This window comes from Nocardia pseudovaccinii, assembly GCF_050942345.1.
Classification (GTDB): domain Bacteria; phylum Actinomycetota; class Actinomycetes; order Mycobacteriales; family Mycobacteriaceae; genus Nocardia; species Nocardia pseudovaccinii.
Map to the genome: position 1 here is coordinate 7750448 of NZ_CP192074.1, position 13728 is coordinate 7764175.

Annotated in this window: 15 protein-coding genes; 5 read left to right on the forward strand and 10 right to left on the reverse strand. The window is 66.3% G+C overall.

Annotated features, from left to right (window positions below):
* Positions 1–100: 100 nt before the first annotated feature.
* Entirely contained in the window at positions 101–1060 is a 960-nt protein-coding gene (locus ACQPZ2_RS35080; RefSeq protein ID WP_433522342.1) for a hypothetical protein, read from the forward strand.
* A gap of 61 nt (positions 1061–1121) precedes the next feature.
* Here the strand turns inward: ACQPZ2_RS35080 and ACQPZ2_RS35085 are convergent, their stop codons facing one another.
* Positions 1122–2096 carry a hypothetical protein gene (locus ACQPZ2_RS35085; protein ID WP_433522343.1) on the reverse strand — a complete coding sequence of 325 codons (975 nt, stop codon included), beginning with the start codon at positions 2094–2096 and terminating at the stop codon, positions 1122–1124.
* Positions 2097–2198: 102 nt separating this feature from the next.
* Here ACQPZ2_RS35085 and ACQPZ2_RS35090 point away from each other — a divergent pair, with 102 nt between their 5' ends.
* On the forward strand, positions 2199–2819 hold the full coding sequence (locus ACQPZ2_RS35090; RefSeq protein WP_063040876.1) for a TetR/AcrR family transcriptional regulator: 621 nt from the start codon (positions 2199–2201) through the stop codon (positions 2817–2819).
* A 76-nt stretch (positions 2820–2895) separates the two neighbouring features.
* On the opposite strand, the gene ACQPZ2_RS35095 is transcribed toward ACQPZ2_RS35090, so the two are convergent.
* The 7 genes from ACQPZ2_RS35095 to recO form a co-directional block, all read right to left on the reverse strand.
* Entirely contained in the window at positions 2896–3501 is a 606-nt protein-coding gene (locus tag ACQPZ2_RS35095; RefSeq protein ID WP_433522344.1) for a response regulator, read from the reverse strand.
* Between the two features lie 212 nt (positions 3502–3713).
* Positions 3714–4871 carry a histidine kinase gene (locus tag ACQPZ2_RS35100; RefSeq protein ID WP_433522345.1) on the reverse strand — a complete coding sequence of 386 codons (1158 nt, stop codon included), beginning with the start codon at positions 4869–4871 and terminating at the stop codon, positions 3714–3716.
* 492 nt (positions 4872–5363) lie between these two features.
* Positions 5364–6143 (reverse strand): ABC transporter permease, encoded by a 780-nt coding sequence (locus ACQPZ2_RS35105; RefSeq protein ID WP_433522346.1) that lies wholly within the window; start codon positions 6141–6143, stop codon positions 5364–5366.
* A 1-nt stretch (position 6144) separates the two neighbouring features.
* Positions 6145–7107: an ABC transporter ATP-binding protein gene (locus tag ACQPZ2_RS35110; RefSeq protein WP_433522347.1), complete on the reverse strand. Its 963-nt coding sequence runs from the start codon at positions 7105–7107 to the stop codon at positions 6145–6147.
* Between the two features lie 84 nt (positions 7108–7191).
* On the reverse strand, positions 7192–7602 hold the full coding sequence (locus ACQPZ2_RS35115) for a hypothetical protein (RefSeq protein ID WP_063040870.1): 411 nt from the start codon (positions 7600–7602) through the stop codon (positions 7192–7194).
* Between the two features lie 31 nt (positions 7603–7633).
* A complete protein-coding gene (locus ACQPZ2_RS35120) occupies positions 7634–8458 on the reverse strand; it encodes an isoprenyl transferase (protein ID WP_063040848.1) in 825 nt (274 codons plus the stop codon).
* A gap of 53 nt (positions 8459–8511) precedes the next feature.
* A complete protein-coding gene (gene recO, locus ACQPZ2_RS35125) occupies positions 8512–9297 on the reverse strand; it encodes a DNA repair protein RecO (RefSeq protein ID WP_063040846.1) in 786 nt (261 codons plus the stop codon).
* An 87-nt stretch (positions 9298–9384) separates the two neighbouring features.
* Between recO and ACQPZ2_RS35130 the strand changes: the two genes are divergently transcribed.
* Complete coding sequence (locus ACQPZ2_RS35130; RefSeq protein WP_433522348.1) at positions 9385–9885, forward strand: HIT family protein; 501 nt, start codon at positions 9385–9387, stop codon at positions 9883–9885.
* A 21-nt stretch (positions 9886–9906) separates the two neighbouring features.
* Positions 9907–10680 carry a M15 family metallopeptidase gene (locus ACQPZ2_RS35135; protein WP_433522349.1) on the forward strand — a complete coding sequence of 258 codons (774 nt, stop codon included), beginning with the start codon at positions 9907–9909 and terminating at the stop codon, positions 10678–10680.
* On the opposite strand, the gene ACQPZ2_RS35140 is transcribed toward ACQPZ2_RS35135, so the two are convergent.
* Together ACQPZ2_RS35140 and ACQPZ2_RS35145 are read right to left on the reverse strand one after the other, a co-directional pair.
* Positions 10677–11279 carry a TetR/AcrR family transcriptional regulator gene (locus tag ACQPZ2_RS35140; RefSeq protein ID WP_433522350.1) on the reverse strand — a complete coding sequence of 201 codons (603 nt, stop codon included), beginning with the start codon at positions 11277–11279 and terminating at the stop codon, positions 10677–10679. The genes ACQPZ2_RS35135 and ACQPZ2_RS35140 overlap by 4 nt on opposite strands.
* Positions 11266–12132 carry an alpha/beta fold hydrolase gene (locus tag ACQPZ2_RS35145; RefSeq protein ID WP_433522351.1) on the reverse strand — a complete coding sequence of 289 codons (867 nt, stop codon included), beginning with the start codon at positions 12130–12132 and terminating at the stop codon, positions 11266–11268. The genes ACQPZ2_RS35140 and ACQPZ2_RS35145 overlap by 14 nt, the downstream gene beginning before the upstream one ends.
* Positions 12133–12295: 163 nt before the next feature.
* Here ACQPZ2_RS35145 and ACQPZ2_RS35150 point away from each other — a divergent pair, with 163 nt between their 5' ends.
* Positions 12296–13726 (forward strand): amidase, encoded by a 1431-nt coding sequence (locus tag ACQPZ2_RS35150; protein ID WP_433522352.1) that lies wholly within the window; start codon positions 12296–12298, stop codon positions 13724–13726.
* The last annotated feature ends 2 nt before the right edge of the window (positions 13727–13728 follow it).

Sequence of the window (13728 nt, forward strand, 5' to 3'; positions counted from 1 at the left end):
GTTAACGTCGCTGGCGCCGAGGAAGATTTCACTGCGAATCACATAGCGTCCGGGGGTTCCGGGCGTCGCGCACTGAGATCGAAATCTTCTGGGAGGCAGCGTGCGATCGACCATTTTCGCGGCGGACAGACGCCGGAAAATCACCACAATCGGAGCGGCCGTACTCATCGGCAGCTCTGCCCTGCTCTTGACCGCGTGCAACGACAAGGACACCAAGGCGGGACCGACGACGCCGACGTCCGCACAGAGCACCATCGGCCAGGGGCAGCCGGGGGCGAACAGCGGTCAGTCGACCGTCCGCACTATCGGCAAGACCGGGTGGTACGAGGGCTTCGATATCACGGTGGACAAGGCGACCGTGGTGCCCGACGAATTCGGCGGCGCCAAGGTCCTGATCGATATCACGTACAAGAACACCACGCCCGACAACAAGACGATCAGCAATAACACCTATCTGCAGGTCGACAAGGAGGTCGACGGCGGGGCGAGCTTCGACTCGCCGACCGTGCCCGGAAAGGGTTCGGCCACTGGCAAAGTAACTACCTCGGTCAAGACGTTGCACGATGCCGAGCATCTGCTCGACACCGTTACCGTGATCTACGGACAGGCCTCGGACAACCAGACCAAGATTCCGCTGAAGGTCTCGGCTCAGGTCGAGGGAGTCGCGCCGAAGACGCTGAATGTCACCGGCAAACTGGTGCAGGATCAGACGACGATCGAAGTCACCGGCGGCACACTGGCTCCGAGCTACACCAAGAACGAGCGCGACAAGATGGATCTCTCGTTGCACATCAAGATCATTGGCGGGCCCGGGATCCCCGCGGGCGGATCGAATATCTTCTACGACTACTTCACCGTGAAAACTCCGAACGGCCAGACGATTCTCGCCGATATCCGCGGGCCGATCAACGAGCTGCTGAATACGAACGAAACCATCGACAACGCGAAGAATTACGTCGTTTTCGTGGTTCCCTCCCCGGCCACCGGTACCTACGTGGTGACCTACGACGCGAAGAAGGGTGAGGGCGCCGCCCCGAACTTCTCCTTCACCATCTCCTGACAAACCGACCGACGCAGGCCACCACTGCCGAGCAGTGGTGGCCTGCGGTCGATTTCGCCGATCAGACGGCGACCGGGTCACCGGAGCGGACCGGGGTGGCGTCCACTGCTGGACGCCGTCCGCGGAGTGCGCCGACACCCAGCAGCACCAGGGCGGCGATAGCCCAGATAGCCAGGACCACAAGGGGTTTGGTGGCGGCGGCGCCGTCGAAGAAGGCAACCGAGCGCAGCAGTGACGCGGCGGCGCCCGGTGGCAGCAGTTGACCGATGGTGCCCCACGGCTGCGGCAGCAGTTCCGGAGCCGAGGTCGCGGCCGAGAACGGGTTGCCGACCAGGAGCATGGTCAGCGCGGCGATGCCGATGCCCGCACGGCCGATGGCGGTGGACAGGCCGACGACCGCGCCGGAGACCGCGAAGGACACCAGACCGGCGACGGCGGCCAGCGTCAGATAGGGGCCGGGGACCACCGACATCCAGGTCTGGATGATGACGATGCTCAACAGCCCACCCGCGATGCCGAAGGTGATCAGTCCGATCGCCTTACCACCGACCGACGGAATCAACAGGCCGAGTACCACACCCGCCGCGATACCGGACATGACCAGCGGCAATACCATCGCACCGAAGGCGGTGCCGCGCGGATCGTCCGGATCGGCGGCCACCACATCCTCTACCGGCGCGGCCGGCGCACCGGACAGCTGCTGGGCGATCGCGGTGAGCTGTTGTGCCACAACGGGACTCGCGCCGGAGGCGACCAATACACGCGGGGCGCCGCCGGTGATGACGGCACCGTAGACGTCCCGGTTCTGAATCGCCGCGCGCGCCGCCGCTTCGTCGGCGGGGTTGCTGATATCGAAGGCATCGGGATCGTGCTGGGTCAGTTTGTCGGCGACCACGGCTGCCTGCGGGCCGCTGACGGCGATGGGCAGGTCGCGTGGCGCGATATGGGCCGCGGGCCAAGCGAAGGCGATCAGCATCAACGCCTGGAGCAGGGCCGCGGCGACGCCGACACCGACTGCCCGCTGGATCGTATTCATGACGTTCTCCCGGAAATCGAATGATCGTTCTCTTTCGATGTGGATACCGTCGCACGCACCCTCGAGCTTGTCAAGAACGAGCATTCGTTTTACTTTGGAGCCATGCCCAGAGTCAGTGAGGAACACCTGGAACGTCGCAGGCAGCAGATCCTCGACGCCGCGCAGCTCTGTTTTGCCCGCAAGGGTTTCTACGAGACCTCGATGCAGGACATCTTCACCGAATCGGGCCTCTCAGCGGGGGCGGTCTACCGGTACTTCAAAGGCAAGAACGACATCATCGCCGCACTCGCCACCGATACCACGGTCGAGCTGCGCGCCACCATGACCAGGGCGATCCGATCCGATCCGCTGCCGACCCCGGCCCAGGTTCTCCGGATCGTCGCCGAGTACATGGTCGCGCACAGCGGTCCGGACGGTCATGTCCGGCTCGCGCCACAGGCGTGGGCGCTGGCGCTGGTGGACGACGAGGCGGCCGAATACGTCAAGTCCGCCGTGCTCGCGATGCGTGATCGCTGGACCGAGTACACCGAGCGCATGGTGCGGGTCGGCTGGTTACCGCCCGATACCGACATCCACGCGGTGGCGACGGCGATCATCGGCCTGGTGCCGGGATTCATGTTGCAGCACTTGATCGTCGGCGACCTGGATCCGGAAACCTTGGCTCGCGGTGTGGCGGTTCTACTGCCCTTTGGCGAGCCCGCCGTCCAGCCGGTCGACTCCTAGGCGTCGCATATCCAGTGACTGCCTCGCATGGGGCGCACCTGGTGCGAGGTAGTCACTGCTTGTGCGGGATCGCTCGTCAGAGCCAGCCGAGGCGTTCGGCGGCGCGGACGGCTTCGGCGCGGGTGCTGGTTCCGGTTTTGCCGATGGCGGATGAAAGATGGTTGCGGACAGTGCCTTCCGAGAGGTGTAACTGTTTGGCGATGGCACCTGCGGTGGCGCCGTCGGCCGCGGCGGTGAGGACCTCGCGTTCGCGGGCTGTCAGTGGCGAAGTACCGACGGTCAGGGTTTCGGTGGCGAGGGCGGGATCGACAACGCGTAAGCCCATGTGGACTCGGCGCACCGCGTCCGCGAGTTCGCGTGCGGGGGTGTCCTTCACGACGAATCCGCTTGCGCCAGCGTCGATTGCGCGCCGCAAGTAGCCGGGGCGGCCGAAGGTCGTGACCATGAGGATGCGGAGATCCGGATGGGCGGCATGTAGTTGCGCCGCGACCGCGATGCCGTCCATGCCCGGCATTTCCACATCCAGCAGCACCACATCAGGCGTGGTGCGCGCGACCGCGCCCAGGACTTCGTCACCGCGACCGACCTCCGCGACGACTTCCAGATCGGATTCCAGACCGAGCAGTGCGGCGAGTGCGCCACGGACGAGTGCCTGATCGTCGGCGAGTAAGAGGCGGATCATGCGACGTGGTCCTTCGACGACAGGAATGGATATGGGAGTGCGCTTTCGGCCGAACGATGGCGGAAAGGCGGCTGCTGCGGAATGGGTCGACCGTGCGGCAGCGGCTCTCGCGGGCATACGACCTGCGTCACGTCCGTAATCCGCACGCATTTCGAAACAGCCGGAAAGTGCTGCGACAGCGCGAAAAGTGCACGCTCAGAATCATTTCCGGATCACTCGGGCACTGTTGCACGCACACGAACACCTCCTTCGGACGACAGCGTCAATGTTCCCCCGGCGGCCCGCACCCGTTCGCGCAGGCCGGACAGTCCCGACCCGGAATCGACTGTCCCCAGACCACGGCCGTCGTCGGCCACCTCGATGCTCGTCTCGGTCACCGTGACCGTGCAATGCCGGGCCGCACTGTGCCGGATGACATTGGTGACCGCCTCGCGCAGCACCCAACCGAACAATTCGCTGTTGCGGGTATCGGGTAAGGCATCCGGCAGCGCCGCGGCGATATCGGCGGCCGCCAGTGCGGTTCGCGCATTGGCCAACTCACCGCGCAGCGATACCTCGCGCAGACCGCCGACGGTATCCCGCACTCCGGCCAGCGCCTCCCGCGCCAGCCGCTCGACATCGGCCATCTCGGCCTTCGCCCTTATCAGATCCACATCGATAAGACGTTGTGCGAGTTCGGTTTTCACCGTGATCACGGTAAGCGAGTGGCCGAGGATATCGTGCACGTCGCGCGCGACCCGGTTGCGTTCCTCGACGATCGCGAGTTCGGCCTGCTGCCGTCGGGCCAGCTCGGCCAACCGCTCGCCACGCAGCCCGAGCTGCCTGGCCAGCCAGATCAGGGCGGGTACGAAGGATACGTAGAACGGCATCCCGGACAGGCGCGGCAGCACCACCGGCACGAGCAACATCGCGAGGGTCACCGTGCATGCGACATAACCGGATTCGCGCGAGGGCATATGAAAGATCGCGATCACGCCGACAAAGATCAATGTCGGCAGCGCGACCGCGCCCAGCAATGCCATCAACCCCGCGCTGCACGCCGCCATACCGGCGAGCACCGGCCACATGCGCCGGTCGACCGGGCGCTCCGCCAACCGAGTGGTGCCATCGGTCCGCCGGAAAACGATGAAGGAGCCGACGATCAGCACCGCGTACGCGAGCAGTGTCGTGGTCGCCAGGCTCGCCGTCGGCTGATCCGCGTCCTGCCAGCGCTGGATGATCGGTCCGAGCATGTACGACAGCCAGATGACCGACATGAACCCGTTGAACCATCCGCGCCGCCTCGTGTTGGCACCGATTCCGCCGTCCCGGACCACCCGATCGAGTAATTCGGATGCCGCGCCACCCCGCAGCACGGACTTCACCCCCATCGGTACTCCCGCACCGACAGCGCGCATGCGTAAATCCGATCCCGGTTGCGCACGCGGTAGTCGATCACAAAGGTCGACGCTACCGAACGGGCAGCCGCGGGTACTCCTGGCAGCGTACGAAACACTCGCTCGGCATCCTCCACATGCGCCGACCGCCGCCGCCCAGCATCGCATAGCCAGCCCGCGCGGCACGGCCCACCACCCGCCCTGCGATCAGCCCGCCACTCCGACCCGCCCCTGCGGAAGTCTTGGCCGCAGGCCCGCGCGCTCGCCTCGCACAGCATGATCGATTCGCCCGCACCGGCGCACCACAAGGTCGCCCGGCATCGCATGGCTGGTCCGCGCGGCACGGCCGACCGCCATCCGACGACCGACCCACGCGGCACTGTCGCTACAGCCCCACGCACCGCCTGGTCCATTCGCACCGGGCTGCCGCATCGCACGGCATAGCCGCCCACCCTCGGGGGTAGGCGGCTGATCGTGCCGAATGGTTCAGCGTGCGGTGTCACGGCGGAAAAGAACGGCCGCGCCGCCGACGAAGATCGTGGCCCACACGACGACATTGAGGATGGCCAGTGCGATCGACCCGCCGCTGGTGTCGCCGAAGGGCATACGGGCCAAGGTGGCGACGCCGTTTGTCGGGAAGATCTTGGAGACCGTCTCGAACCAGCCGTGCAGCGGCATGAACAGGCCGCCCGCGAAGGACAGGCCCGCAAGGGCCGGACCGAGCAGTTGCATGACATTCTCCGAGGGCAGCAGGTAGCCGACGAACAGGCCGAAGGCGGCGAAGACCAGCGAGCAGATCCACGCGAGCAGGAAGCAGCTCACCCAGGCGGTGACCGTCAGGTGGGCGCCGACGATTCCCCCGACGACGAAGACCGCGGTGACCGAGACCAGCCCGAGCACCATCGCGACGGCGACCTTGGTGGCGATGTAGGCGACGGGACGCAGTGGGGTGAGCCGCAATTGGCGACTCCAGCCCTGCGCGCGTTCGATTGCGACCATGGCGCCGCCGCTGGTGGTGGCCAGCATCGCGCCGTATACCGCCATCGACACCATCACATAGCCGGTCACATTGCCCGATCCGAAAGACTCTGTCCGGTAATCGGATTGCAGGCCGAAGATGACGAAGAACAGCGGCGGCATGACCAGCGTGAAGATCATGGTGCGCCGGTTGCGCAGCATACGGCGCAGTTCCAGGCGCAGGAAGCCGAGGCTGAAGCCACCGAGCGGAACACGGGTCGAAAGAGCTTGTGGGGCAAGGGTGGTCATTTCAGTTGTCTCCGGTGGTGAGCGCCAGGAATGCGGATTCGAGATTGTGCGAGGTGATTTCGAGATCGACTGCGGCGGTCTCGGTGAGCAGATAGCGAGCGATGGCGTCGGAATCCTTGGTGTGCACGATGATTCGGTCACCACGCAGCTCGACGTCATCGATGCCAGGGACCGCGAGCAGACGGGCCGGATCGGCACCGGGCAGTGTCGCACTGACGGCCCGCCCCGCCGCCAGGTTCTTGATCTCGGCGGCACTGCCGTCGGCGACGATCCGGCCCGCGCGCACCAGTACGATCCGGTCGGCGTATGCGTCGGCCTCGTCGAGGTAATGGGTGGCGAACAGGACGGTGCGGCCGCGATCGGAGTCCTCGCGCATCGCATTCCAGAATTCCCGGCGTCCTTCGACATCCATGCCGGTGGTCGGCTCGTCGAGCACGATGAGGTCCGGATTCGGCAGCAGCGCGAGCGCGAAGCGCAGGCGCTGCTTCTGGCCGCCCGAGCATTTGCCGACCAGCCGACCGCCGATATCGGCGATACCGGCGCGCGCGAGCACCTCATCGACCGAACGCGGATGCGCGTGCAGGGTTGCCACCAGTTGCACGGTCTCGGCGACGGTCAGATCCGGCAGTAGCCCACCGGACTGCATGACCGCCGAAATGCGGCCTGCCGCAAGCGCTTCCGCCGGTGGTCCGCCGAAAACCTGGACACTGCCTGCGTCCGGCGTTGCCAGCCCGAGCAGCATATCGATGGTGGTGGTCTTACCCGCGCCATTGGGGCCGAGGAAGGCGACGATCTCCCCCGGCGCGACCACCAGGTCGAGTCCGTCGACGGCATGCACCTCGCCGCCGCCCGGGAGCCGGAAGCTCTTGCGCAGGTCGCGCAGTTCGATCGCGGACGACGCCCGGTGCCTGCCCGAGCCGCCCGCCGCGGCGAAAATGGCCGTGGATGTCGGTGCCGAAGTCATGACTCAACGGTCACGCAAAACGGGGGGCGGTACCTCGCACGAGTGTCACGAACCTGCCATGACATCTGTCATGCGGTCAGCGGTTCAGGGTAGCAGTCCCTGCCGCGCCTTACCCGCGCCGGAGAGCACGAGCAGCAGCATGGTGGCCAGTGCCTGATCGTCCAGACCGGCGGCCGGAAAGGTGTAGCGCAGCATGACATCGGCCTGATTGCCGCGGGTGATCAGCGTGATCGAACCGAACTGAATCGCGCTGTTGCGCTCGGCGACTCGCTTGTGCAGCTGCGGCTTGAGCGGGCGGTCCCAGGCCAGCACGCAGGTCAGCGTCAGCACATCCAGGCCGGGCGCCAGCGTCACCGCGCGTAGCGAGCACAGCGCGCCCTCGTATTCGAAGCCGATCGAACCCTCGGAGTCGACGCGCACGTCGACGTCGTAGAGCGATAGGCAGGCGCCGGCGCGGGCCTGTAGCTCTTGTTCGGGGGTGACTGCTGCGTCCATGTCGGTGCCGCCGTTCATTTGCTGCCGCCGTTCACTTGGTCCCCCCGAAGCGGCGATCACGCGAAGCGTACTGGAGACAGGCCTCCCACAAGTTGCGCCTGTCGAAATCGGGAAACAGCGTGTCCTGGTAGACGTATTCGGCATAGGCGGACTGCCAGATGAGGAAGTTCGAACTGCGGAATTCGCCGGACGGGCGCAGGAACAGGTCGACGTCCGGCATATCCGGCTCGTCCAGGTATTTGGCGATCGTCGCCTCGGTCACCCGCTCCGGATCGATCTCGCCCGCGGCCACGCGACGCGCGATTTCCCTTGCCGCATCGGCGATCTCGGCGCGACCACCGTAGTTGACGCACATGGTGAGGGTCATCACCGTGTTGTCCTTGGTCAGCTCCTGCGCGGTCTCGAGTTCGTTGATCACGCTGCGCCACAGCCGCGGTCGGCGCCCGGCCCAGCGCACCCGAACACCCATCTCGTGCATCTCGTCGCGACGGCGGCGGATGACATCCCGGTTGAACCCCATCAGGAAGCGCACTTCCTCCGGGCTGCGCCGCCAGTTCTCGGTGGAGAAGGCGTAGGCCGAGAGCCACTTCACGCCGATCTCGATGCAGCCCTCGACGGTGTCCATCAGGACCGCCTCGCCGCGCTCGTGCCCCGCGGTGCGCGGCAGCCCGCGCTCCTGCGCCCAACGACCGTTGCCGTCCATCACCAGCGCCACATGCTTGGGCACCAACTCCGCAGGCAGTTCCGGCGGCGTCGCCCCCGATGGATGCGGCGACGGCGGGCGGACGGTGCGTTCGGCACCCGACCGTGCGCTGGTCGACCTGGTCGGCGCGGCAGAGTCTCGACGGAGGATCACGGCACCTATCCTGCCTGATGGTTGTGTAGGGAATGCGACGACGTCTCGTCTCCTCAGCCCACCTGTGCGGCGGTTGACGACTCCAGCCCGGTCGCCGCGTCTGCCGAACGCGAACGCTCGATCAGCGGAAGTGTGCGCAACTGACGCTCGAGATGCCACTGCAGATGCGCCGCGACCAGGCCGCTGGCCTGTCTGCGGATCTGATCGGGGACCTGCTCGACGTAATCCCACTCGCCTTTCAGCAGAGCGACCAGCAGATCGAGCACGCCCGGGGCCGGAGTGGCCGACCCCGGCGGGCGGCAGTGCACGCAGACCGCACCGCCCGCGGCGACGTGGAAGGCGCGATGCGGGCCGGGTGTCGCGCAGCGCGCGCATTCGTCCAGCGCGGGTGCCCAGCCCGCAAAACCCATGGCGCGCAACAGATATGCGTCGAGGATCAGCTCGTGCGGGCGCTGTTTGGCGGCGATCGCCCGCAGCGCGCTCGCGGTCAATGCGTGCAGCTTCGGTGCGGGCGCGCGCTCCTCACCGGCCAGCCGCTCCGCGGTCTCCAGTACCGCGCAGGCCGTGGTGTAGCGGCCATAGTCGTCGACGATATCGGCGGCGAATGCCTCCATGGTGTGCACCTGGGTGACCGTGTCGAGATTGCGGCCCGGATGCAACTGCACGTCCACGTACGCGAACGGCTCCAACCGCGCCCCGAACCGCGACTTGGTCCGCCGCACCCCCTTGGCCACCGCCCGCACCAACCCGTGCTGCCGCGTCAACAACGTGACGATGCGATCCGCCTCGCCCAGCTTGTGCTGGCGAACCACCACCGCCTCGTCTCTGTACAACCGCACCCTGCCATCCTCCCACGAACCCCCGACCCCCACCCCGAGGCGCGGCCCAATAGCGTCGACCGATGAGGCTTGACCGGGGAGGAAATCGTGCGTGAAGATCGGGTGCCCTTCGACCTCGCGGGCTATCGAGAGCGGGTGCGATCCGGCGCCTGCTTCATCTGCGACCTGGTCGCGGGTGCGCCCGGGTCGCAGCACGAGGTCATCCTCGACGACGGCGCGCACATCGCATTTCTCGGGAGATACCCGACGATGTACGGGCACGTGCTGATAGCTCCCAAGGCCCATATCGAGCATGTGATTCGCGATTTCGATGAGGATGCGTACCTGCGACTGCAGGCGGTGGTTCATCGGGTCGCGCGCGCTGTCGAAGCCGTCGTGCCGTCCGAGCGCACCTATCTGCTCTCCCTCGGCAGCCAACAGGGGAACGCGCATGTGCACTGGCATGTGCAGCCGCTCACTCCCGGCACGCCGTATGAGCGTCAGCAGTTTCATGCGTTGATGGCGGAGAACGGGGTGATTCCTTGGTCGGGGGCGGAGGCGGCGGAGTTGGGTAGGCGGTTGCGGGCGGAACTCGGTTCGGGAACCTAGATCCGCGGCTATGATCTGCGGATGCGCGGAATTCGGTTCTGCTCAGTGGTTTTGGCGGCGGTCGCGGCTGTCGCAGTCGCGAGTTGCGCGGACAACCCGAGTTCGCCCGCGGCCGATGAGACGGCGTTCGTTTCGGTGACGGAGTTGGATTCGACGATCGTTGTCGATGCGCGGTACTTCGGGGAGCACAACTTCATCGGTGGGCGGATCAATGGGTATGAAGCGCCCAAATGCTTGTTGACGAAAGAGGCGGCTGCCGCGCTTGCGGAGGTGCAGCAGGAATTGCGGCCGATGGGGTTGGGGCTGAAGACCTACGACTGTTATCGGCCGCAGCGGGCCGTGGACCAATTCGTCAGTTGGGCAAAGGATCTCGGCGATACCAAGATGCGGGCGGAGTTCTATCCGACGGTGGACAAGGCGAATCTGTTCCGGGACGGATACATCGCGGAGAAGTCCGGACACAGCCGGGGCAGCACTGTGGATCTCACGATCGTCGCGCTACCGCCCACTGATCAGGAGCAGTATCACGGCGGTGATCCGCTGCGTGCCTGCACACTGCCCGCCGACCAGCGCTTCCGGGACAACAGCCTCGACTTCGGCACCGGCTACGACTGCTTCGACCCACTGGCCCACACGGCCGACCTCTCGATCGGCGGCACCCAGCGCGCGATGCGGGAACTGCTGACCAATCTGATGGCCGAGCACGGCTTCACCAATCTTGCCGAGGAATGGTGGCACTTCACCCTGAAGAACGAACCCTTCCCGAAGACCTACTTCGACTTTCCCATCCGCTAGGGGGTGCGCAGAATCCCGCCGATGAGCAGCATCAGCGACTGCTGAGCCTGCGCCTGCGCGGCCGCCTTATCCGTGGCGTGCGCAACGATCAACCCCGCCTCGGTGACCGCACTGAAGATCAGCTGGGCCAGGACCTGAATCGGCGCATCGGCGATCAGCCCCGCGTCACGGGCGCGTTCCAGTTGGGCGATGACCAACCCCAGCCCATGGCGCGCCTCGAACTCTCGAAACGCCTGCCAGCCGAGGACCGCGGGGCCGTCGTAGAGGGTGATGCGGATCATCTCCGGGCGCTGACAGATCTCCAGGAAGACATTCAGGCCGATGGCCATCGAGGTGAGGATGTCATCGGGATTCCCTGCGCCGATGGCGTTTTCGATTTCCTGCGTGGTCTCGACCTCTATTTTTTCGAGCACGGCCAGGAACAGACCGCGCTTATCGCCGTAGTGGTGGTGCAGAGCGCCGCGGGTGACTCCCGCCTCGGTCACGAGTTCCTCGGCCGAGGTCGCCGCGAAACCGCGCTCGGCGAACAACCGGCGACCGGCCTGCTCGAGCGCGGCTCGGGTGGCACGGGAGCGATCCTCCTGACTACGGCGTTGCATGCGCCCGAGTGAACTCCAGAATCGTTTCGGAGAGCAACTCGGGCTGATCTTCGGACAGGAAGGTGTAAGAGTCGTCGATGAACTTCAAAGTCGCGTTCGGCAGGTCGGCGGCCAGGCGTTCGGCGAATTTCACCGGGAAGATCTTGTCCTCGCGAGCCCATGCGACCAGCACCGGAACCCGAACCGACGGGAATCGAGTCGCGGCCTCGAGCGTGTAGCGGCGATGCACGGTCTTCAGAAACCGGCGCAGATCCTTGCGGATCGCCGCCGAATTCCGGCTCGGCAGCAGGTAGGAGTCGGCGATCTCCGGCGGGACCGGGCGCTTGGTCACCCAGCCGAAGGCGATCGGCAGCCGATGCAGCGCACGGATCCGCATCAACTCGGTCAGTGGCCGCAGCGAGCCGGGTACCCGCGCCAGCACGGGCAACGCCGCGAAGGCAGGCGGGAAGAACGCCTCGTAGGCGTCGCACGAGGCCAGTACGACGCGGCCGATCCGCTCCGGACGACGGGTCAGCAACAACTGGGTGATCGCGCCGCCGGTGTCATTGGCGACCACGGTGACGTCGGTGAGGTCGAGTTGCTCCAGAAAGTCGGCGATCAGATCGGCGACCCCGGTGGGCGTGAGATCCGCTGCGGGGACCGGGATTTCGTGCGAGCCGAGCGGCAGGTCCGGACTCAGACAGCGATAGCCCGCCGCCGCGATGGTTGGGACGACATTGCGCCAGAGATCGGAGTTGACGAGCAGGCCGTGCACGAAAACGACCGGCGCGCCCTCCCCCGCGTCGTGATACCGAATGCGGCCGCCGGGGAGATCCACCTCATGCGTGCGGCCGAGTGACGTACTGATTCCCATGGTTCCTCCATGTGTTCGCAGTTCATGTCCACCATTACATACATACGGTATGTATGTCTACAGCTCCGCCTCCTACCTGGGGTGGAGATTCAGGAGCTGATGTGGACGGTTGACCAGCTCTCGCGCTACCGTGCAACGAAAGATCGAAGGAGACGGAGCTCACATGACGGTGTCCGACGCCACCCTGCGCCCATTCGATACCGCCGAACTCGGCCTCGCCGACCACGCGGCCGCCCTCGCGCAGGGCAGGATCAGCTCCGTGGCCGCGGTCGGCGCCGCACTGGACCGGGCCGAGGCGAGTCAGCCGGGACTGAACGCCTTCCGCATCGTCCGGCGCGAAAAGGCACTCGCCGAGGCCGCCGCGGCCGACGAACGCTTGGCCGCCGGCGAACGACTCCCCCTGCTCGGCGTGCCGATCGCGATCAAGGACGATACCGATATCGCCGGTGAGCCAACGGCGTTCGGCTGCGGCGGCGAGCTCCCGCCGAAAACCGAAGACGCGGAATCGGTTCGACGGCTGCGCGCGGCCGGTGCGGTGATCATCGGCAAGACCAACACCTGCGAACTCGGCCAACTGCCGTTCACCAGCGGCGCCGCCTTCGGCCACACGCGCAACCCATGGGGTGCCGAATACACACCGGGCGGCTCATCCGGCGGTTCCGCGGCCGCCGTCGCGGCCGGATTGGTACCCGCCGCACTGGGTTCCGACGGCGCTGGCTCGGTCCGCATCCCGACCGCATGGACCAATCTCGTCGGGATCAAACCACAGCGCGGCCGCATCTCCACCTGGCCCGCCGCCGAGGCATTCCACGGCCTCACCGTGAACGGACCGTTGGCCCGCACCGTCGCCGATGCCGCACTGCTGCTCGACACCGCGGCCGGACCGCATCCCGGCGATCTGCACACCCCAGAACCGCTCACCGTCTCCGATGCGGTCGGCCGCGATCCGGGACGACTGCGCATCGCCCTCTCGCTGCGCATCCCGTTCACCGCCACCAGAACCGCGCTGCATCCGGAGGTCGAAGTCGCGGTGCAGCGCATCGCCACCACACTGCGCCGCCTCGGTCATTCGGTAACCGTGGCGGATCTGCACTACGGCATCATGATCGGTGCGTCCTTCCTGCCGCGCTCGCTGGCGGGCGTCCGCAACGCCTACGACAAAATGCCTGGCGTGCAAGTGGATCCGCGCACCACCGCGAACGTCTGGTTCGGCCGCGCGCTCAGCGGACCGGCGCTGTTCGCGGCACGTCAGGCGGAAACGTTGCTGCACAAGCGAATCGGCGGCTTCTTCCGCGACTACGATCTGGTGCTCGCACCCACCACCGCGACTCCCCCGCCACGCGCCGAAGAAATCGACGGCATCGGTGTCAACGCCACCAACGACCTCATCACGGCCGCCTGCCCGTACACCTGGCCCTGGAATGTACTCGGCTGGCCCGCGGTGAATGTCCCGGCCGGGTTCACCGACACCGGCCTGCCGGTCGGCGCACAACTCATGGGCACCGCGAACACCGAGCCGCTTCTGGTTTCCATTGCGGCACAACTGGAATCAGAACTGCGCTGGGATCGCCAGCGCCCCGAACCCTGGTGGTGAGT